Consider the following 20,912-nt stretch of genomic DNA (forward strand, 5'->3'; position numbering starts at 1 on the left):
GGTCTTCCGGGGAAGAACAGGCTCAGACTTCGTCGGGGCTGCGCAGGTTGGTGACCTGAATACGCTGTTCGCGGCGCTTTTCTCGCTCGGAGGGCATGTCGGCACGGTAGATGCCTTGGTCCCCCACGACCCAGGATAGCGGGCGGCGCTCCTGGCCGATGGATTCCTGCAGCAGCATCAGGCCTTGCAGGAACGCCTCCGGACGGGGCGGGCAGCCGGGAATGTAGACGTCCACGGGGAGGAACTTGTCCACGCCCTGAACGACCGAGTAAATATCGTACATGCCGCCGGAGTTAGCGCACGAACCCATGGAAATCACCCACTTGGGTTCCAGCATCTGCTCGTAGAGGCGCTGGATGACCGGCGCCATCTTGATGAAGCAGGTGCCGGCAATGACCATGAAGTCAGCCTGGCGCGGTGATGCACGAATAACCTCCGCACCGAACCGCGCGATGTCGTGCGGGGCAGTGAAGGCGGTGGTCATTTCCACGTAGCAGCAGGACAGGCCGAAGTTATACGGCCACAGGGAGTTCTTGCGACCCCAGTTGACTGCATTGCTGAGAACATCTTCGAGCTTGCCCAGGAAAATGTTCTTGTGCACCTGATCTTCTAGCAGCGGGTCGGAAACGGTCTCCCGTTCGCCGATCGGATACTGCTCGTACGTCGCATCCGGATCGATCCGAGTAAGTTTATATTGCATCGCCAAAGCCTCATTGTTTTAGCTTCGCCTGCCGCTTGCGACGACCTTCGGGAGCCCAATCAAGCGCCCCGATGCGCCAAAGGTAGACAAGACCTGCCAACAGAATTGCTATGAAAATGGTTGCTTCGATAAAACCGGCCCAACCGCTTTCACGGACGGAAACGGACCAAGCGAAGAGAAAGAGGGCTTCGACGTCGAAGATCACGAAGAGCATCGCGACCAGATAGAACTTGGCGGAGAGACGGAGGCGAGCGGTGCCGGTGGGGAGCATGCCGGATTCGAAGGGTTCGTTCTTGCTGCGACCGATGGCGCGGCTGCCCAGGAGGCTCGACACACCGATCATGAAGGCGCAGAGGCCGACGACACCAAGCAGGAAAACAGCAAAACCCCAGTTGTGGGACATGATGGCAGTAGCTTCCGACATGCCGGAACTCCTTAAGACAAGGAACGGCGTTCTCTTGTGTTTAAAGGTTTAATGCAGGGTATCAATGATGCCCTGGCAATCGATTCCGACAATTTTATGCCTGACCGGGTGTGCAAGTAAATTTTTCACGCCAAAAAATTGCCCGCGGAGCCCGTTTTTGAGCTGCGTGCTCGTCTGCAGGCCACGAGTGACGGGACTTTCAGGATTTCCTTAGGCCTTGGTCTGATTGCGGCCTTATGTCGCAGATGAGGTCGATCCAGGTGCCTTAATGATAGTCATTAGCGTTTGATTGGTGGTTAATTAGTCACTACACGGAAATTGCCCTGCAGAAGTAAGAAATTGCCTAATCAAATATCCTCGGCACGGCCCAAAGTTGTTATTCGGAGCTCTTTCATAATTGCGACAAATCCATTTGTTTTTGCTCTCGCGTCCTAAATTCCCGTAAGAAAAAATGGCCGACCCGAGTGGGTCGGCCAAGAGCCTCGAGGGGTCAGAGGAGCCGGCGCCCGTCCTCGCGGGTAATCACGACGGTGGAAGAGCGGGGGCGCTTGCCCGGGCCGTCCGGCCAGGTGCTGAGCAGGTTGGTGGCGGTGGAGCCCTCGCCCGGGTGCTGGATGTTGACGAACAGGGTGCGGAAGTCCGGCGTGGCGCTGATGCCGGTCACTTCTGCGCCCAGGGGGCCGACCAGGAAGCGTTTCAGCTCGCCGCTGCGCGGATCGGCTACCAGCATCTGGTTGTTGCCGAAGGGGCCGGCGCTCAGTTGGCTGCCGCTCATGTCGGTCTGGATCCAGAGGCGGCCTTCATCGTCGAACCAGAGCCCGTCCGGGCTGGCGAGAATGTTCTGGGCGCCCAGGGCCTTGCCGTCGGGACCGCGGCTGTCGGTTGCCGGGCCGGCGAGCAGGAAAATGTTCCAGTCGAAGCGGTTGCCGGCGTGGTCGCGGCTGTTCTCGCGCCAGCGGATGATGTGGCCGTAGGCGTTGGCGACGCGGGGGTTGGCCGCATCGGCGGTGGTGCGGGCGGTGTTGTTGGTGAGGGTGAAGTAGACCTCGCCATTTTCCGGGTTCACCGCGCCCCACTCGGGACGGTCCATGCGGGTGGCGCCGACGATGTCGGCGGCCAGGCGGGTGTTGATCAGCACTTCGCCCTGGTCGGCGAACGTGACGCCGGCGGCCTGGCAGGCTTTACGGAAGTTGCTGTCGTCGAGGCTCAGGGGCAGCCAGTCGCCACTGCCGTCAGCGTTGAAGCGGCCGACATAGAGGGTGCCTTCGTCCAGCAGGCGGCTAGTGGCCTGACCCGGGCGGTACTTGTCGCGGCTGACGTACTTGTAGATGTACTCGTTCTGGGAGTCGTCGCCGGAATAGCAGACCACGGGGCGGCCCGGTTTCACCGGTGCGAAGATCAGACCTTCATGGGCAAAGCGGCCAAGGGCGGTGTGCTTCACGGGTGTGGAGTCGGGGTCGAAGGGATCGATCTCGACGATCCAGCCGAAGTGGTTCGGTTCGTTGCGATAGTCGTCCTTGGCTTCAGCGGCCTTGCGGGTGGCGTCAAAGCGCTCGAACTCGTCGCCGGCCAGGGTTTCCCAGCCGAAGCGGCTGGCGTTCCGCAAGCCATAGCGCTTGAGTTCCCGCGGCAGGTCCGCGTCACGGGTGGCGAAGTAGCCGGACCAGTTTTCCTCGCAGGTCAGGTAGGTGCCCCAAGGCGTGAAGCCGTTGGAACAGTTGTTCTGGGTGCCGCGGGTGGCGGTGCCGGTCGGGCTGTAGCGGGTCTGCAGCAGTTTGTGGCCGCGGGCCGGGCCGGTGATTTCCATCGGCGTGGCGGCGGTGATGCGGCGGTTGCGGCTGCTGGGCACTACTTCCCAATCACCCACTACATTTCTGCGGATTTCCACGACCGAAACGCCGTGGGCGTTGATTTCCTTGCGCACTTCCTCGGCGCTGACCCGCTTGCCGCCTACCACGGTCGGGCCGTTGGGGTGCAGCAGCGGGGCGTCGATGTATTCGTGGTTGAGCACCAGCAGGCCGTGGTCGGAGCGCATGCCCGGGCCGCGACGAGCGTCGATGGGGAAGAAGTGCATGCCGTCATGGTGCATGCCGGTCTGCTCGGCCTGGTCCTGCGCGCTGTTGCTCGCGTCGTCGAGGAAGGCCGGGTAGCGTCCGGTGATCGGGGTGCCCCACGGAATGAAGGGTGTGGCCTTGTAGCCCGGAGGAACGCTGATGGTGTCCGCACGTCCAGTGGGGATGGCGTCGAAGGGCAGGCGCGAGCGCCGCTTGAACGGGAGTCCGCTGGCTTGGGTGTCGGCGGCCATGGCGTCGCCCGGCAGGGCGGCGCCGAGGAAGGCAAGGGCACTCATGGTGGCCCCACCAACCAGCACTTGGCGGCGGCTGAGGCCACCGATCAGGTCATTGATGTGCGGGTTGTTTGTGGGGTTGCTGGGAAGCTCGTCGCCGTTGCCAAAGAGCACGGCATTCTCGTTGTGTTGATTCAAGGTGGATCTCCATGCAGGCGAATCGACGGAGATCTGACGCTAATGTCTAAAGGCGACGGAACGGTGACAGTAGGATGGAGATGCTGTTGCATGGGAACTGTTGCACAGTCCCCCGACCTTCATCGGTGTGTAAGCGCCTGGGGCCTCTGATCGATGGAGAAGATCAGCGCGCCACCTTCCAGTTGCTCGATTACCCGGTCTCGGTCGTTGCTGGCCAGGACCATGCAGCCGTAGCTGCGCCCAGGTATCCCGTGCTTGCGGATGAAATCGTCCTCCATGTAGCCGTTGGCGTGGATGACGATGGCGCGTTCCTCCGCATTGCTGTTGCTGGGGCTGAGTCCGAGCAGGCGCATGGAGCGGCCGTGGCCCGGTTCGTCGCTGTCGAAGACCTCGGCGGTGCGGAACAGGCCAAGGGACGTGGCGCGACTGCCGAGGGCGTTCGAGAAGCTGTCGGCGATACTGTCGTGGTCTGGGTCCGAACCCTTGCCATGGGCGACGCGGAAGCTGGCCAGCAGGGCGTGGCTGCGGCTGTCGAACAGATAGAAGCGCGGCAGGGTGGAAGGGCGGCCATAGTCGATCACGGCAAAGTGCGGGTGCCGGTTCCGCTTGAGCGCGCTGAGGATTTCGTCCAGGGAAGGCTGGGAGACCAGCAGTTCCAGGTCGCCGGCGTGCAGCGCGGGGGAGATGAGCAGCAGTATCAAGAGCAGGGTTCGCGCCACGACCGGGTCTCCTCGGATTTGTGCCGATTCTAAGTATGCGCAGCGGCCTGGCAACCCGCCGTGGAGGAGACAAAAGAAAACCCCGGTGCAAGCACCGGGGTTCCTTGACTCGCCATGTCCAGCCGATGCGTGGTCGGCCGGTGGCAGTTCCGCTTAGTGGAACTGGTTCATGGTGTTGTCTTTACCGCTCGCCTTCAGAGCAGCTTCGCCAGCGAAGTACTCCTTGTGGTTGTCGCCGATGTCGGAGCCAGCCATGTTCTGGTGCTTGACGCAGGCGATGCCCTGACGCAGCTCCTGACGCTGTACGCCTTTGACGTAGGCCAGCATGCCCTGGTCGGCGAAGTACCCTTTGGCCAGGTTGTCGGTGGACAGCGCGGCGGTGTGGTAGGTCGGCAGGGTGATCAGGTGGTGGAAGATGCCGGCGTGGGCCGAACCGTCGCGCTGGAAGGTGCGGATCTTCTCGTCTGCAACCTGGGCCAGTTCGGTTTCGTCGTACTCGACGCTCATCAGTTTGGTGCGGTCGTAGGCGGAAACATCTTTGCCTTCGGCGACGAACGCATCGAACACTTGCTGACGGAAGTTCAGGGTCCAGTTGAAGGACGGGCTGTTGTTGTACACCAGCTTGGCGTTCGGGATGACCTGACGGATGCGGTCAACCATGCCCTTGATCTGGCCAACGTGGGGCTTCTCGGTTTCGATCCAGAGCAGGTCGGCGCCGTTCTGCAGCGAGGTGATGCAGTCCAGGACGCAGCGGTCTTCGCCGGTGCCCTTGCGGAACTGGAACAGGTTGCTCGGCAGACGCTTCGGACGCAGCAGCTTGCCACCGCGGTTGATCACCACGTCGCCATTCTGCAGTTCGGCCGGGCTGATTTCGTCGCAATCCAGGAAGGAGTTGTACTGGTCGCCCAGGTCGCCCGGTTGCTTGGTCACGGCGATCTGCTTGGTCAGGCCGGCACCCAGGGAGTCGGTACGGGCAACGATCACGCCGTCGTCAACGCCCAGCTCGAGGAAGGCGTAGCGAACAGCGTTGATCTTGGCGAGGAAGTCTTCGTGCGGAACGGTCACCTTGCCGTCCTGGTGGCCGCACTGCTTCTCGTCGGACACCTGGTTTTCGATCTGGATGCAGCAGGCACCCGCTTCGATCATTTTCTTGGCCAGCAGGTAAGTGGCTTCCGGGTTGCCGAAACCGGCGTCGATGTCAGCGATGATCGGTACAACGTGGGTTTCGTAGCCGTCGATCTGAGCCTGGATTTCGTCCTGCTTGGCTTTGTCGCCAGCGGCGCGGGCGGCGTCCAGCGCGGTGAACAGCAGGTCCAGTTCGCGGGCGTCAGCCTGGCGCAGGAAGGTGTAGAGCTCTTCGATCAGGCCGGAAACGGCAGTCTTTTCGTGCATGGACTGGTCGGGCAGCGGGCCGAAGTCGGAGCGCAGCGCGGCAACCATCCAGCCGGACAGGTAGAGGTAGCGCTTGTTGGTGGTCTTCAGGTGCTTCTTGATGGAGATCAGCTTCTGCTGACCAATGAAGCCGTGCCAGCAGCCCAGGGACTGGGTGTAAACGGAGGAGTCAGCGTCGTACTCGGCCATGTCCTTACGCATGATGGCTGCGGTGTACTTGGCGATATCCAGACCGGTCTTGAAGCGGTTCTGGGCGCGCATGCGGGCAACCGACTCGGGGTTGATAGCGCTCCAGCTGTTACCGTTCACTTCTTTCAGTGCGGCAATGGCCTTGATGTCGTTCTGATATGCGGACATGGTCAATCCTTCAAAGTGTGTATTGGTTGAGCACCGGCTTACCCACTCAAAAACCTGCTTTCTGAAGGTAATTGCGGGTTGCTCACCGCAGCGCGCGAAGGATGGACTGGAGGGAGGTGGAGCTGAAGGTAGGGTGATGAACTGCACACGCTCGCGCGATCGTCGGGTGGTTTTGCGCTCTTCGATCACTTGCCGGTTCGTGGTAACCGTTGGGCGATCTGCCGGGCACTGCCTTCGATCTTGCGATTGTTGCTGGTGCTTCCCCGTCCCTCAGGACAACTTCGTTCCAGTCGCAACCTCGTCGCACTGCCTTATGGGCTGTCGCAACACGGATCGGCTCGGCTGGTTGGCTGGGAGCGCGATCCGGAGGCCCTTTTCAGAGCCCCTGGCTAGCGGGAGCGAGGCCATCTTGCTCTTTCAAACAAGTGTTCGTCAATCGTTTTGTAGTGTTTTTTTTTGACTACTACATAAGACTTTAGGAGGGGACTGACCGGTCGAAAAAAGCGCGATCAGTCGACCGCGTCGACCTTGAGACGGAGGGTCATATCTTCGCGGCCCTGGGTGGTGCGGCGGCGCAGGAAGCCGCTCTGGTCGGATTGGCTGTCCTCGTTCACCGCGCCGATGGTGATCCACTCGCCGAGGCGGCCGCTGACCTTGGTGTCGGTGCTCTGCACGTCAATCACGCCAGGCTGATTGCTGTTGAGGCGGTCGCGGTTGCTGGAAATGCTGACGTGCACAAGTTCGCCAGAGACGGTGGCCGTGACGTAGAAGCCGCGTGTGACGTTGCGGTACTCGGTGTTGCTGTAGAGCTCACCGTAGGGGCCGGAGCTGGTGGTGGTGATGGGCACGCTCTGGCCCACTTGAATCAGGGCCGGATAGCCTTCGGTGGTCTGCACTTGCTGGACGCCGGCGCCGCGGCTGTCGGTGCTGCGGCGAATGATGCGCACCTGGTCGCGGCCGTTCACCTCGCCGCGCCCGGAGTGGACCTCCACGCCGCCAGCGCTGGCTGTGCCATTCACTGAGTAACCCCGATCACTCTGGAAATTGCTGTCGCTGGTGTCGACGCTGATCAGCAGGCGCCGGGGGCGGCTGTCCAGTTGTTCGAGCAGGTTGCGCAGTTCGGCGATCTTCGCCGGCTCGGCATTGACGATCAGCTGGTTGCCATAGGCGCTGACGCGGCCCTCGTTGCCCAGCACCGACTCCACCGTCGGCAGCAGCTCGTCCGCTGTGCGATAGCGCAGCTGGATGAGCTCCGTCGCCGCCTGCAGCGGCAGGCAGACCAGCAGGAGGAGGGCGGCGAACAGCGCGCGTGGGGTCATATCAGGAAACTCCGCAAATCAGGGTCGGTAATGCTCGTGTCCCAGGCCTGGTCGAAGCGGGTCTGCTGCAGCCGGGTTCTTCCGGGGTCGTTGTACAGGGTGTAGCCGGCGAACTGGTCGGGTTCGGGGCGAACCAGAAGGCCACGGTCGTCGGCGATGAGATAGGCCAGCTCCTCCGAGGGATGGTCGGGGTTGATCCGGCGAATCTGGAAATTGCTGGAAAGGCGCCGGCTCAGGTTGAGCAGGCGGTGGCCTTCTTTCACGGCGCGGCTCAGGTCGCGAACCAGGATGCGCAGCTGGCATTTCGGGTCGCTGATCAGGAAGCGCGTACAGGCGTGCTGAATGGCGCTGTTGTGATAGAGCCAGGGTTCGAGGTCAGGGCTGTAGATGCAGAGGTGGCGGCGAGCCTGTTGCATCAGCGCCAGGGCATGGGCGCGGGCCTGGTCCGGGGTACTGAAACGCTCCAGGTGATCGTGGCTGCCGAGGGCGAAGGGAGCTGGCTCCCAGTTGGAGGATTCGGGCTGGGCCGGGCCTGGGTTGTGAACGCTGAAACGCCCCGGCGACTGGAACTCGATGGCCGGTAATTCGACGTCGTTCTCAGCGGGTTCCGGGGCGTTTTCGTTCATCTGGGCCTCTATTGGCTTTCGCGCACCATGTCCACGTGAGGGATGCCAGCCTCGAGGAATTCGCTGCTGACGATCTTGAAGCCGTGGCGTTCATAGAACGCGGTGGCATGGACCTGGGCGGACAGCATCTGACGCTTCAGACCACGGTGTTCGGCTTCTGCGATGGCGGCCTGCAACAGGCGGTCACCGACCTTCAGTCCACGCCAGTCCTTGAGCACCGAGACACGGCCGATATGGCCGTCGGGAAGCAGGCGGGCGGTGCCGATAGCATAGTCCCGCTCGAAGGCGAGAAAGTGCACGGCGTCCGCATCTTCGGTATCCCACTCCAGCTCCGGCGCGACCGATTGCTCGGCGATGAATACGGCTTCACGGATGCGGCGGAGGTCGGCATTGTCCTTCTGCCAGTCGGCAACGCGGACGTGTATCTCACTCATCGGCAAACTCCAGACTTCCTTGCTTGATCAGTTCCAGAAGAAGCTTACGCCCCTCGTCGTCGGCCAGCCATTGGCCGAGATTCTCAAGATGCAGTGCGTCAGCTGCGCAGATGAGCTTCAGCAGTTCGCGCAGGTTGCTTGGCAGCAGTCGGCTCTGGCCGCTGGCGAACAGCACCAGGCCGATGTCGACCTCGGACCAGGCCAGGCGGGCGCTCGGGTTGCGCACCAGCACGGCACCATCCTCGATCGCGGCCAGGAAGTCGTCTTCTTCCACGTCCGCGCCGGCCACCAGCTCGGGGTAGCGCGGCTCGGTCATGAACTGGCCGAACCAGGTGAGCAGCAAGCGCTCGTCACTCATGTGCTCGGCGAGCAGGGTCTTGAGGCGATCGAGGGCGTCACGCTGGATCTCGTGCGGGTCGCTGACGGGAGCGCTGCCGGCGTCGCTGTAGCGCTCCTCGTCCGGCAGGAACTGGGCGAGGAAGTCGGTGAAATGGGTTAGCACTTCGGCGGCGCTGGGGGCGCGGAAGCCCACGGAGTAGGTCATGCAGTCGTCTTCGGCGATGCCGAAGTGGGCCAGGCGCGGTGGCAGATAGAGCATGTCGCCGGGCTCCAGCACCCATTCTTCGGTCTGCTGGAAGTCGGCGAGGATGCGCAGATCGGCGTGGGGCAGCAGGGCGCTGTCGGCGTCGCACATCTGGCCGATCTTCCAGCGACGGCGGCCGTGGCCCTGGAGCAGGAAGACATCGTAGTTGTCGAAATGCGGCCCTACACCACCACCGGGGGCGGCGAAGCTGATCATCACATCGTCGATGCGCCAGCTGGGCAGGAAACGGAAGTGCTCCAGCAGCTCGGCGACTTCCGGGACGAACTGGTCAACGGCTTGAACCAGCAGGGTCCATTCCTTCTCCGGCAGGTTCTGGTAGGTGTCCTCGGCAAAGGGGCCGCGACGCAGTTCCCAGGGGCGCTCGCCGTGCTCCAGGACCAGACGGGACTCGACTTCCTCTTCCAGGGAGAGGCCTGCCAATTCGTCGGGGGAGATGGGGCTTTCGAATCCAGGGATGGCCTGACGGATCAGCAGCGGCTTCTGCTGCCAGTAGTCACGCAGGAATTCGCGCGCGGTCAGGCCGCCCAGAAGTTGAAGAGGAGTATCAGGATTCATATCTAAGCCTTTGAAATAAAAACGCCCGGCACAGCCGGGCGTGCATTGGTTCGCTGCTGATCAGATGCGCTTGGCCTGGGCTACGGCGTTACCGATGTAGTTGGCAGGGGTGAGTTTGCGCAGTTCAGCCTTGGCCTCGGCCGGAATGTCCAGGCCGTCGATGAACGTCTGCAGGGCCTCAGGGCTGATGCCCTTGCCGCGGGTCAGTTCCTTGAGCTTCTCGTACGGGTTCTCGATCGCGTAGCGACGCATCACGGTCTGAATCGGCTCGGCCAGGACTTCCCAGCAGGCATCCAGGTCTTCAGCAATACGCTGAGCGTTCAGCTCCAACTTGCTGATGCCCTTGAGGGTTGCTTCGTACGCGATGACGCTGTGGGCGAAGCCGACACCGAGGTTGCGCAGCACGGTGGAGTCGGTCAGGTCGCGCTGCCAGCGGGAGATCGGCAGCTTGCTGGCCAGGTGCTGGAACAGGGCGTTGGCGATCCCCAGGTTGCCTTCGGAGTTTTCGAAGTCAATCGGGTTGACCTTGTGCGGCATGGTGGACGAGCCGATCTCGCCGGCGATGGTCTTCTGCTTGAAGTAGCCGAGGGAGATGTAGCCCCAGACGTCGCGGTCGAAGTCGATGAGGATGGTGTTGAAGCGCGCGATGGCGTCAAACAGCTCGGCGATGTAGTCGTGCGGCTCGATCTGGGTGGTGTAGGGGTTCCAGCTCAGGCCCAGGTCGCCTTCGATGAATTCGCGGGCGTTGGCTTCCCAGTCCACGTCCGGGTAGGCGGACAGGTGGGCGTTGTAGTTGCCCACGGCGCCGTTGATCTTGCCCAGCAGGGGCACGGCCGCTACCTGGGCGATCTGGCGTTCCAGGCGGTAGACGACGTTGGCCATTTCCTTGCCCAGGGTGGTGGGCGAGGCCGGCTGGCCGTGGGTGCGGGACAGCATGGGAACGTCGGCGAAGCGCACGGCCAGGTCGCGGATCGCGTCGGCCAGCTGGCGCATCAGGGGCAGGATCACCTGGTCGCGGCCTTCACGCAGCATCAGGGCGTGGGACAGGTTGTTGATGTCCTCGCTGGTGCAGGCGAAGTGGATGAATTCGCTGACCTTGGCCAGTTCGGGCAGCTTGGCGGCCTGCTCCTTGAGCAGGTACTCCACGGCTTTCACGTCGTGGTTGGTGGTGCGCTCGATTTCCTTGATGCGCTCGGCGTGCTCCAGCTGGAAGTTTTCGGCCAGCTGGTCGAGCAGGGCATCGGCTTCGGCGGAGAAGGGCGCGACTTCCGGGATGCCGGCATGGGCGGCAAGGCGCTGCAACCAGCGGACCTCTACCTGGACGCGGCAACGGATCAGGCCGTATTCGCTGAAGATCGGGCGCAGGGCGCTGGTTTTGCCGGCGTAGCGGCCGTCTACGGGGGAAACCGCGGTGAGCGAGGAAAGCTGCATGAGTGCGTTCTCGGACAATCGGTCAACGAAAAAGGGGCGCACATCATACATGGTTTTCGTCCCGATCGCCGCTTCCGCGCCACGGTCATTCGACACATGGCGCGTAGGGATCAGCCGCGAAGGAGGGGGTAGAGCTCGTTGAGCAGCTTGCGGCGGCTGAACAGCAACTGCCAGCGGTTGCCGCCCAGCTGACGCCAGAGGCGCGCGGCGCGGATGCCGGTGAGGAGCAGGGCGCGGATTTTCGCGGCGTTGCTGGATTGCTGCAGGTGTCGCATGTCGCCGTGCACCTGGATCCGCTGGCGGAAGGTGCTGAGGGTGTCTTGGTAGAGACTGGCGCAGGCGGCGATGACATTGTCGTGCACCAGGCCGAAGTGCTGTACCTGCTGCTGGATCTGGTCCAGGCGGTTGCCGATCACTTCCAGCATGTCGCCGCGCTTGGCCAGCTGACGTTCAAGGGTGAGCAGGGCGAGGGCGTAGCGCAGGGGCTCACGTTGCAGGCTGGATGGCTCGCGCTCCAGGGCGCTGACCAGGGCCTTGTAGCCTTCCCGCAGGTTGAAATCGTCGCCGCCGTAGACTTCCAGGGTGTCCTTGGGGTCGCGCACCAGCAGGCTGCCGAGCATGCAGCCCAGCGGTGGTTCGCTGATCTGGCCGGTCTTGGCGAGACGGTCCACCAGAGCGGCAGCCTCGAAGACCGCGCCCAGGGCGACCAGTTGTTCGCGGGTCTGGTTCATGGAAGCTTGACTCCCGCATCCCAGGGTTCGGTCGTCTCGATCACGCCGCCGCCGAGGCAGACTTCGCCATCATAGAAGACCACGGACTGGCCCGGGGTGACGGCGCGCTGGGGCTCGTCGAATACCGCGATGTACCCGTCGGCGGTCTTTTCCAGGGTGCAGGGCTGGTCGCTCTGACGATAGCGCACCTTGGCCTTGAGCCTGCGCGGCTGGCCAAGGTCGACGGGGTTGACCCAGTAGATCTCGGTCGCCTTGAGGGCGCGGGAGAAGAGCCAGGGGTTCTCGTTACCCTGACCAACGATCAGCACATTGCGGGAGAGGTCTTTGGCTAGGACGTACCAGGGATCGTCTGTGGCGTCCTTCATGCCGCCGATGCCCAGGCCCTGGCGCTGGCCGATGGTGTGGTACATCAGGCCGTGGTGGCGGCCGATGACCTCGCCTTCAGTGGTTTCGATGTTTCCCGGCTGGGCGGGCAGGTACTGCTTGAGAAAGTCGGTGAATCGACGCTCGCCGATAAAGCAGATCCCGGTGGAGTCCTTCTTCTTCGCGGTGGCCAGGCCATATTTCTCGGCGATGGCGCGTACTTCCGGCTTTTCCAGTTCGCCCACGGGGAACAGGGTGCGGGCGATCTGCTCGCCGCCCACCGCATGCAGGAAATAGCTCTGGTCCTTGTTCGGGTCCAGGCCCTTGAGCAGTTCGGTGCGGCCGTCGATGTCGCGGCGGCGCACGTAGTGCCCGGTGGCGATCAGGTCGGCGCCGAGGGACAGGGCGTAGTCGAGGAAGGCTTTGAACTTGATCTCGCGGTTGCAGAGGATGTCCGGGTTCGGTGTACGGCCGGCCTTGTATTCGGCGAGGAAGTGCTCGAACACGTTGTCCCAGTACTCGGCGGCGAAGTTGGCGGTGTGCAGCTTGATGCCAATGCGGTCGCAGACGGCCTGGGCGTCGGCCAGGTCTACCTTGGCGGTGCAATACTCGGTGCCGTCGTCCTCGTCCCAGTTCTTCATGAACAGGCCTTCGACCTGGTAGCCCTGCTCGAGGAGCAGGAGGGCGGAAACCGAGGAATCGACGCCGCCGGACATGCCGACTATGACGCGGGTATTGGCTGGATCACGCATGGGACTCTGCACTGACTGGTAAGCAAAAGCGGAATTCTATCAGGGCTGCGGTGCTCAGGCGACGCGGATCAGGCTGAGGGGGAAACGCTCGCCTGTCAGGTAATCGTCGATGCAGCGCAGGACCAGGTGGCTGCGCCAGCGGTCTTGTTCGGCGAGCAGTTCGTCACGGGTGAGCCAGCGCGGGCCAATGATGCCGTCGTCCAGTGGCTGATCCGGATGGTGGCGAAGGGGGCGGGCGGCGAAGCAGACACGTTGGTAGGTCACGCCGTTGCTGGGGGCGGTGTAGAGGTAGATGCCGGTCACGGCGGTGAGTTCGACCTCCCAGCCGGTCTCCTCGAAGGTTTCACGTACGGCCGCTTCGAGCAGGGTTTCGTCGGCTTCCAGGTGGCCGGCGGGCTGGTTGAACACGGCGCGACCATTGGCCAGTTCCTCCACCAGAAGGAAGCGGCCCTGGTCCTCGACTATGGTCGCGACGGTGATGTGGGGTTGCCAGGTCATGGGGAGGGCTCCGGGAAAAGGGGCGCCATGATACGGCGCGGCAGGCAGAAAAAAGAAACCCCGGGCAATGCCCGGGGTTTCTTTTACAGCGCTGTGGCGATTAAGCCAGCAGACCGTCGATTGCAGCGTTGAAGGTGGTGCTGGGGCGCATCACCTGGCTGGTCAGCTCCGGGTTCGAACGGTAGTAGCCGCCGATGTCCACAGCCTTGCCCTGGGCGCCGTTCAGCTCAGCGACGATGGTCGCTTCCTGTTCGGTCAGGGTCTTGGCCAGGGGAGCGAAGTGCGCCTTCAGTTCGGCGTTTTCGTTCTGCGCGGCCAGGGCCTGGGCCCAGTACAGTGCCAGGTAGAAATGGCTGCCACGGTTGTCCAGCTCGCCAACCTTGCGCGCCGGGGACTTGTTGTTGTCCAGCAGCTTGCCGGTGGCTTCGTCGAGGGTCTTGCCCAGGACCTTGGCCTTGGCGTTGCCGGTCTTGATACCGGTTTCTTCCAGGGAAACGGCCAGGGCCAGGAACTCGCCGAGGGAATCCCAGCGCAGGTAGTTTTCTTCAACCAGCTGCTGTACGTGCTTCGGAGCGGAGCCGCCGGCCCCGGTCTCGTACATGCCGCCGCCCGCCATCAGCGGAACGATGGACAGCATCTTGGCCGAGGTGCCCAGTTCCATGATCGGGAACAGGTCGGTCAGGTAGTCGCGCAGTACGTTGCCGGTCACCGAGATGGTGTCCTGGCCGCGCAGCTGACGCTCCATGCTGGTGCGGATGGCCTCGTTGTAGCCCTTGATGCTGATGTCCAGACCGGTCAGGTCGTGGTCCTGCAGGTACAGCTCGACCTTCTTGCGCAGTTCGCGGTCGTGGGCGCGCTCCGGGTCCAGCCAGAAGATGGCCGGGGTATTGGACAGACGGGCGCGGGTAACGGCCAGCTTGACCCAGTCACGGATCGGGGCGTCCTTGGTCTGGCAGGCGCGCCAGATGTCGCCGGCTTCCACTTCGTGCTGCATCAGCACGGTGCCATCGGCAGCCACGACGCGCATGGTGCCGTCGGCGGTCATCTCGAAGGTCTTGTCGTGGGAACCGTATTCCTCGGCCTTCTGGGCCATCAGGCCGACGTTCGGCACGGTGCCCATGGTGGTCGGGTCGAAGGCGCCGTTGGTCTTGCAGAAGTTGATCATCTCTTGGTAGATGCGGGCGTAGGTGCTCTCCGGCATCACCGCCTTGGTGTCCTTCTGCTTGCCATCCTTGCCCCACATCTGGCCGGAGTTGCGGATCATGGCCGGCATGGAGGCGTCGACGATCACGTCGCTCGGGATGTGCAGGTTGGTGATGCCCTTCACGGAGTCGACCATCGCCATTTCCGGGCGGTGGCTGTAGACCTCGTGAATGTCATGCAGGATTTCTTCCTGCTGGGAGGCGGGCAGGGCCTTGATCTTGTCGTAGACGCTGCTGATGCCGTTGTTCGGGTTGACGCCCAGTTCCTTGAACAGCTCGCCGTACTTGTCGAACACGTCCTTGTAGTAGACGGTCACGGCGTGGCCGAAGACGATCGGGTGGGAGACCTTCATCATGGTCGCCTTGACGTGCAGGGACCACATGACGCCGGATTCCTTGCAGTCCTGCAGGGTCGCCTCGAAGAAATCACGCAGCTTGCGGCAGCTCATGAACATGCTGTCCAGGACTTCGCCGTCCTGCAGGGAGAGCTGCTTCTTGACCTCGACCTTGCCGTCCTTGCCGACGAATTCGATGCGCACGTCGCCAGCCTTGCCCATGGTGATGGACTGCTCGCTGGAGAAGAAGTCGCCGCCACGCATGTAATCAGCGTGGGAGCGGGAGGCCATGCTCCACTTGCCCATGGAATGCGGGTGCTTGCGGGCGTAGGCCTTCACGGCGGCCGGAGCGCGGCGGTCGGAGTTGCCTTCGCGCAGAACCGGGTTCACGGCGCTGCCCAGTACCTTCGCGTAGCGGGCGCGGATTTCCTTCTCTTCGTCGGTTTGCGGGTCTTCCGGGAAGTTCGGAACGCTATAGCCCAGCGCTTGCAGCTCGGCGATGGCGCCCTTGAGCTGGGGTACGGAAGCACTGATGTTCGGCAGCTTGATGATGTTGGCGTCCGGCGCGGTGGCCAGGACTGCCAGGTAACCCAGGTCATCTTCGATGCGCTTGTCGGCGTCGAGCTTGTCAGCAAAGGTGGCGAGGATGCGTCCTGCAAGAGAGATGTCGCGGGTTTCGACGTCGATGTCGGCGGAGGCTGCGAAGGCTTTGACGATGGGGAGGAGGGAGTAGGTGGCGAGCGCGGGGGCTTCGTCGGTGAAGGTGTAGGTTATCTTCGGACGGTTGGACATTAGCGATTTACTCTCTTCTTTTCTGGGCGTGCACAGACTCTCGAAGCGCACTGGTGACGCACTCGCTCAATGTCGATGTTGAGCTCGGCCGAGAATTGCCGCGGGGGTAATGGAGCGCCAGTAGAGCTTTGCGCGATGGAACCGGGGTAATAGTTTCATCGCCACGAGGAGGGTGAGTCTGGTGCCAGACCGCCCGGACCCCGATGACTGTCAAGTCACGGCGCGCATTATACCACCGTATTGCGCGATGGGAGCCCGGCACTCACGTTCGACTAAGGAACATCTGGTCGATGACCGATCAACTGGTCTACCCTCAAGGGCTGCAACAGGGTTCAACCACAACACGGAGTTCAGCATGGGATACCAAAAGATCCAGGTGCCGGCAGCCGGTGACAAAATCACCGTCAATGCAGATATGTCCCTGAATGTACCGAACAACCCCATCATCCCGTTCATTGAGGGTGACGGCATTGGCGTCGACATCAGCCCGGTCATGATCAAGGTCGTGGACGCGGCTGTCGCCAAGGCCTACAGCAGTAGTCGCAAGATCTCCTGGATGGAGGTCTACGCAGGCGAGAAGGCTACCCAGGTCTACGACCAGGACACCTGGTTGCCGAAGGAAACCCTGGAAGCCGTGCGTGACTACGTGGTTTCCATCAAGGGCCCGCTGACCACGCCGGTGGGTGGTGGCATCCGTTCCCTGAACGTTGCGCTGCGCCAGGAGCTGGACCTTTACGTGTGCCAGCGTCCGGTTCGCTGGTTCGAAGGCGTGCCGAGCCCGGTCAAGAAGCCTGGTGACGTGGATATGGTGATCTTCCGCGAGAACTCCGAAGACATCTATGCCGGCGTCGAGTGGAAGGCTGGCAGCCCCGAGGCTGAGAAAGTCATCAAGTTCCTCACCGAGGAAATGGGCGTCAAGAAGATCCGCTTCACCGAAAACTGCGGCATCGGCATCAAGCCGGTATCGCTGGACGGCACCAAGCGCCTGGTGCGCAAGGCCCTGCAGTACGCCGTGGACAACGATCGCAGCTCTGTGACCATCGTCCACAAGGGCAACATCATGAAATTCACGGAGGGTGCCTTCAAGGAGTGGGGCTACGAAATCGCCCGTGACGAATTTGGTGCCGAGCTGCTGGACGGCGGCCCGTGGATGCAGTTCAAGAACCCGCGCACCGGCAAGAACATTGTGGTCAAGGACGTGATCGCAGACGCCATGCTGCAGCAGATTCTGCTGCGCCCGGCCGAGTACGATGTGATTGCCACCCTGAACCTGAACGGCGACTACCTGTCCGACGCCCTCGCGGCTGAGGTGGGCGGCATCGGTATCGCCCCCGGTGCCAACCTGTCTGACACCGTTGCCATGTTCGAGGCCACCCACGGTACCGCGCCGAAGTACGCTGGCCAGGACAAGGTGAATCCGGGCTCGGTCATCCTCTCCGCCGAGATGATGCTGCGCCACATGGGCTGGACCGAAGCGGCTGACCTGATCATCAAGGGCACCAACGGCGCCATTGCCGCGAAAACCGTGACCTACGACTTCGAGCGACTGATGGATGGCGCCAAGCTGCTGTCCTGCTCCGAGTTCGGGGATGCGATCATCGCCCACATGTGAGCCTGAAAGCGGAAACAAAAAGGCCGGTCAACTGACCGGCCTTTTTTATGCCCAAATATTGCAGGGGCTCAAACTTCTACTGTGCTGCCCTGGGGTTGGCTGATAGCGGCGGGTGCTTCGGTGGTTGCCGTGACCGGGCGAATATTCACGGCATGCAGCCCTTTCGGACCCTGAATGATATCGAAGCTTACCGGCTGTCCAGCCTTTAGCGTCTTATAGCCGTCCATCTGGATGGCCGAGTAGTGGGCGAACAGGTCCTCATCTCGGCCATCGGCAAGGATAAATCCATAGCCTTTGGCGTTGTTGAACCACTTGACCTTACCGCTAAGCATGCTGATATCCCTCTGCAAAGGACTCCATCACTGGAGTATCATCCACTTCGACTCCACGCCTTGGAGGCCTCACTGGCCGCGCACGTGGAACCCCTGATACCCGAAGACGGGTATCCACTGGTTGTAACACCGTTTTGCCGTTAGTCAAGGCGCTGTCCGCATCGCCTGAGAAGCGGATCAAAGTCTTTTCAACGACCGTTTTTCTTCCACTCCATGACCTTTATTTCCAGCATGCATGCAAGCAGCCAGATTCGACTAACATTCAATCAGGACGGTCCGCAGCATCATGAGGACGACTCCACCGGCCTGGCAGTGCAGGAGGCCAAGCCGGCCCTGCAGGCGCCACCTATGTATAAGGTGGTGATGTTTAACGATGACTACACCCCTATGGATTTCGTGGTCGAGGTGCTCGAAACGTTCTTCGGGATGAACCGGGAACTGGCCACCAAGATCATGCTGACCGTGCATACGGAGGGCCGGGCGGTTTGTGGCGTGTTCACTCGCGACATTGCCGAAACCAAGGCCATGCAGGTCAATCAATATGCGAGAGAGAGCCAGCACCCGCTGCTCTGTGAGATCGAGAAGGACGGTTAACGCCGCCGCTTGGGTATGAGGTGAAGCCATGTTGAACCGCGAGCTCGAAGTCACCCTCAATCTTGCCTTCAAGGAGGCCCGCGCCAAGCGTCACGAATTCATGACGGTCGAGCATCTTCTGCTCGCCCTGCTGGATAACGAAGCCGCTGCCACTGTACTGCGTGCATGTGGCGCAAATATGGACAAGCTGCGTCACGACCTGCAGGAGTTCATCGACTCCACAACGCCGCTGATCCCGCAGCACGATGAAGATCGCGAAACGCAGCCGACGCTCGGCTTCCAGCGCGTGCTTCAGCGTGCGGTGTTCCATGTGCAGAGTTCCGGCAAGCGTGAAGTGACGGGTGCCAACGTGCTGGTGGCCATCTTCAGTGAGCAAGAGAGCCAGGCCGTTTTCCTGCTGAAGCAGCAGAGTGTGGCCCGGATCGATGTTGTCAATTACATCGCCCACGGCATCTCGAAGGTGCCTGGTCATGGCGAGCAGCACGATCACGATCAGGAGATGCAGGACGAGGAGGGCGGGGAGTCTTCCTCCTCCGGTCATCCGCTGGATGCCTATGCCAGCAACCTGAACGAACTGGCCCGCATGGGGCGCATTGATCCGTTGGTGGGGCGCGAGAACGAGGTGGAACGCGTCGCCCAGATTCTCGCCCGCCGCCGGAAGAACAATCCGCTTCTGGTGGGTGAGGCCGGCGTGGGCAAGACCGCCATTGCCGAAGGCCTGGCCAAGCGCATCGTCGATAATCAGGTGCCGGACCTGCTGGCTGACAGTGTGGTCTACTCCCTGGACCTCGGCGCACTGCTGGCAGGTACCAAGTACCGCGGCGATTTCGAGAAGCGCTTCAAGGCGTTGCTCAATGAATTGCGCAAGCGTCCGCATGCCATCCTGTTCATCGACGAAATCCATACGATCATCGGTGCCGGTGCGGCGTCCGGTGGTGTGATGGATGCGTCCAACCTGCTCAAGCCGTTGCTGTCCTCCGGTGAGATCCGTTGCATTGGCTCCACCACCTTCCAGGAGTTCCGCGGCATCTTCGAGAAGGATCGCGCCCTGGCGCGACGCTTCCAGAAGGTTGATGTCACCGAGCCGTCGGTCGAAGACACCGTGGGCATCCTCAAGGGGCTCAAGGCGCGCTTCGAGCAGCACCACCACATCGAGTACAGCGATGAGGCGCTGCGTGCCGCGGCCGAATTGGCGGCTCGCTACATCAACGATCGCCATATGCCGGACAAGGCCATCGACGTGATCGACGAAGCCGGTGCCTATCAGCGCCTGCAGCCGGAAGAGAAGCGTGCCAAGCGCATCGAAGTGGCCCAGGTGGAAGACATTGTCGCCAAGATTGCGCGGATTCCTCCGAAGCACGTCAGCAGTTCCGACAAGGAATTGCTGCGTAATCTGGAGCGTGACCTGAAGCTGACGGTGTTCGGCCAGGATGCGGCTATCGATTCCCTGTCCACCGCGATCAAGCTGTCCCGTGCCGGCCTCAAGGCGCCGGACAAGCCGGTAGGTTCCTTCCTCTTCGCTGGTCCGACAGGCGTTGGCAAGACGGAAGTGGCGCGTCAGCTGGCGAAGGCCATGGGTATCGAACTGGTGCGCTTCGACATGTCCGAATACATGGAGCGGCACACTGTTTCGCGCCTGATCGGTGCGCCTCCCGGCTACGTCGGTTTCGACCAGGGCGGCCTGCTGACCGAGGCGATCACCAAAATGCCGCACTGCGTGCTGCTGCTGGATGAGATCGAGAAGGCTCACCCGGAAGTCTTCAACCTGCTGCTGCAGGTGATGGACCACGGCACGCTGACCGACAACAACGGTCGCAAGGCGGACTTCCGCAACGTGATCCTGATCATGACCACCAACGCCGGCGCTGAAACGGCCGCTCGGGCCTCCATTGGCTTCACCCTGCAGGATCACTCCTCGGATGCCATGGAAGTTATTCGCAAGAGCTTCACGCCGGAGTTCCGCAACCGCCTGGACACCGTCATCCAGTTTGGCCGTCTGAGCCACGAAGTGATCAAGAGCGTCGTGGACAAGTTCCTAACCGAACTTCAGGCGCAGTTGGAAGACAAGCGTGTGCAGCTGGTTGTCGGTGACGAAGCGCGTGGCTGGCTGGCCGAGCGCGGCTACGATGCGCAAATGGGCGCTCGCCCCATGGCTCGTCTGATTCAGGACAAGATCAAGCGGCCGCTGGCGGAGGAGATCCTGTTTGGTGAGCTGGCCGAGCACGGCGGCCTGGTGCACGTCGACGTCAAGGACGGAGAACTCGACTTCGAGTTCGAAACCACGGCAGAAATGGCCTGACGGCCACCCACAAAAAAGCCCGGCAATTGCCGGGCTTTTTTGTGACTATCCGATCAGCGGGCGCGGTAGGTAATGCGGCCCTTGCTCAGATCGTACGGCGTCAGCTCGACGCGAACTTTATCGCCGGTGAGGATGCGGATGTAGTTTTTGCGCATCTTGCCGGAAATGTGCGCGGTGACGACGTGCCCATTTTCCAACTCCACACGGAACATGGTGTTGGGCAGGGTGTCGATGACAGTGCCTTCCATTTCGAAGCTGTCTTCTTTCGACATGCAGTAAAGCCCTCGGTATTCAGAGATGGGCCCTGCCGCAAAGGGCGGCGGGCAAAAACGGCGTGCATTGTGCCCGAAAACAGC

19 protein-coding genes are annotated in these 20,912 nt (G+C 62.1%); 3 read left to right on the forward strand and 16 right to left on the reverse strand.

What is annotated here, in order from left to right:
- Positions 1-22: 22 nt before the first annotated feature.
- The 14 genes from TQ98_RS11555 to TQ98_RS11620 all read right to left on the reverse strand — a co-directional run bounded on the left by TQ98_RS11555 (position 23) and on the right by TQ98_RS11620 (position 15,719).
- Positions 23-700, reverse strand: a complete 678-nt coding sequence (locus TQ98_RS11555; RefSeq protein WP_044872850.1) for an NADH-quinone oxidoreductase subunit B — start codon at positions 698-700, stop codon at positions 23-25.
- Positions 701-710: 10 nt separating this feature from the next.
- Positions 711-1,124, reverse strand: a complete 414-nt coding sequence (locus TQ98_RS11560; protein ID WP_044872849.1) for an NADH-quinone oxidoreductase subunit A — start codon at positions 1,122-1,124, stop codon at positions 711-713.
- A 490-nt stretch (positions 1,125-1,614) separates the two neighbouring features.
- On the reverse strand, positions 1,615-3,609 hold the full coding sequence (locus TQ98_RS11565) for a PhoX family phosphatase (protein WP_044872848.1): 1,995 nt from the start codon (positions 3,607-3,609) through the stop codon (positions 1,615-1,617).
- A gap of 119 nt (positions 3,610-3,728) precedes the next feature.
- A complete protein-coding gene (locus tag TQ98_RS11570; protein ID WP_044872847.1) occupies positions 3,729-4,328 on the reverse strand; it encodes a murein L,D-transpeptidase catalytic domain-containing protein in 600 nt (199 codons plus the stop codon).
- 153 nt (positions 4,329-4,481) lie between these two features.
- Positions 4,482-6,077: an isocitrate lyase gene (locus TQ98_RS11575; RefSeq protein ID WP_044872846.1), complete on the reverse strand. Its 1,596-nt coding sequence runs from the start codon at positions 6,075-6,077 to the stop codon at positions 4,482-4,484.
- A 509-nt stretch (positions 6,078-6,586) separates the two neighbouring features.
- Positions 6,587-7,396 carry a secretin N-terminal domain-containing protein gene (locus tag TQ98_RS11580; protein WP_044872845.1) on the reverse strand — a complete coding sequence of 270 codons (810 nt, stop codon included), beginning with the start codon at positions 7,394-7,396 and terminating at the stop codon, positions 6,587-6,589.
- Positions 7,393-8,022 (reverse strand): hypothetical protein, encoded by a 630-nt coding sequence (locus TQ98_RS11585; RefSeq protein ID WP_044872844.1) that lies wholly within the window; start codon positions 8,020-8,022, stop codon positions 7,393-7,395. The genes TQ98_RS11580 and TQ98_RS11585 overlap by 4 nt, the downstream gene beginning before the upstream one ends.
- Before the next feature lie 8 nt (positions 8,023-8,030).
- Positions 8,031-8,456, reverse strand: coding sequence for a GNAT family N-acetyltransferase (locus TQ98_RS11590; protein ID WP_044872843.1), 426 nt, complete (start codon positions 8,454-8,456; stop codon positions 8,031-8,033).
- A complete protein-coding gene (locus TQ98_RS11595) occupies positions 8,449-9,615 on the reverse strand; it encodes a cupin domain-containing protein (RefSeq protein ID WP_044872842.1) in 1,167 nt (388 codons plus the stop codon). Before TQ98_RS11595 ends, TQ98_RS11590 begins: the two co-directional genes overlap by 8 nt.
- Before the next feature lie 60 nt (positions 9,616-9,675).
- Complete coding sequence (purB, locus tag TQ98_RS11600) at positions 9,676-11,046, reverse strand: adenylosuccinate lyase (protein WP_103103139.1); 1,371 nt, start codon at positions 11,044-11,046, stop codon at positions 9,676-9,678.
- A 110-nt stretch (positions 11,047-11,156) separates the two neighbouring features.
- Positions 11,157-11,777 carry a high frequency lysogenization protein HflD gene (gene hflD, locus TQ98_RS11605; RefSeq protein WP_044872839.1) on the reverse strand — a complete coding sequence of 207 codons (621 nt, stop codon included), beginning with the start codon at positions 11,775-11,777 and terminating at the stop codon, positions 11,157-11,159.
- Positions 11,774-12,892: a tRNA 2-thiouridine(34) synthase MnmA gene (mnmA, locus tag TQ98_RS11610; RefSeq protein WP_044872838.1), complete on the reverse strand. Its 1,119-nt coding sequence runs from the start codon at positions 12,890-12,892 to the stop codon at positions 11,774-11,776. The genes hflD and mnmA overlap by 4 nt, the downstream gene beginning before the upstream one ends.
- Before the next feature lie 54 nt (positions 12,893-12,946).
- Positions 12,947-13,390: an NUDIX hydrolase gene (locus TQ98_RS11615; RefSeq protein ID WP_044872837.1), complete on the reverse strand. Its 444-nt coding sequence runs from the start codon at positions 13,388-13,390 to the stop codon at positions 12,947-12,949.
- A 100-nt stretch (positions 13,391-13,490) separates the two neighbouring features.
- Positions 13,491-15,719 (reverse strand): NADP-dependent isocitrate dehydrogenase, encoded by a 2,229-nt coding sequence (locus TQ98_RS11620; protein ID WP_044872836.1) that lies wholly within the window; start codon positions 15,717-15,719, stop codon positions 13,491-13,493.
- A 355-nt stretch (positions 15,720-16,074) separates the two neighbouring features.
- On the opposite strand from TQ98_RS11620, the gene icd reads away from it, so the two are divergent.
- Positions 16,075-17,331 carry an NADP-dependent isocitrate dehydrogenase gene (icd, locus tag TQ98_RS11625; protein ID WP_044872835.1) on the forward strand — a complete coding sequence of 419 codons (1,257 nt, stop codon included), beginning with the start codon at positions 16,075-16,077 and terminating at the stop codon, positions 17,329-17,331.
- Between the two features lie 68 nt (positions 17,332-17,399).
- Here icd and cspD read toward each other — a convergent pair whose 3' ends face one another.
- Entirely contained in the window at positions 17,400-17,663 is a 264-nt protein-coding gene (cspD, locus tag TQ98_RS11630; RefSeq protein WP_044872984.1) for a cold shock domain-containing protein CspD, read from the reverse strand.
- A 231-nt stretch (positions 17,664-17,894) separates the two neighbouring features.
- On the opposite strand from cspD, the gene clpS reads away from it, so the two are divergent.
- Together clpS and clpA are read left to right on the forward strand one after the other, a co-directional pair.
- Complete coding sequence (gene clpS, locus TQ98_RS11635; protein ID WP_044872983.1) at positions 17,895-18,257, forward strand: ATP-dependent Clp protease adapter ClpS; 363 nt, start codon at positions 17,895-17,897, stop codon at positions 18,255-18,257.
- 28 nt (positions 18,258-18,285) lie between these two features.
- Positions 18,286-20,556, forward strand: coding sequence for an ATP-dependent Clp protease ATP-binding subunit ClpA (gene clpA, locus TQ98_RS11640; RefSeq protein WP_044872834.1), 2,271 nt, complete (start codon positions 18,286-18,288; stop codon positions 20,554-20,556).
- Between the two features lie 53 nt (positions 20,557-20,609).
- Here the strand turns inward: clpA and infA are convergent, their stop codons facing one another.
- A complete protein-coding gene (infA, locus tag TQ98_RS11645) occupies positions 20,610-20,828 on the reverse strand; it encodes a translation initiation factor IF-1 (protein WP_016492441.1) in 219 nt (72 codons plus the stop codon).
- Positions 20,829-20,912 lie beyond the last annotated feature (84 nt).

This window comes from Pseudomonas sp. LFM046 (assembly GCF_000949385.2).
Classification (GTDB): Bacteria; Pseudomonadota; Gammaproteobacteria; order Pseudomonadales; family Pseudomonadaceae; genus Metapseudomonas.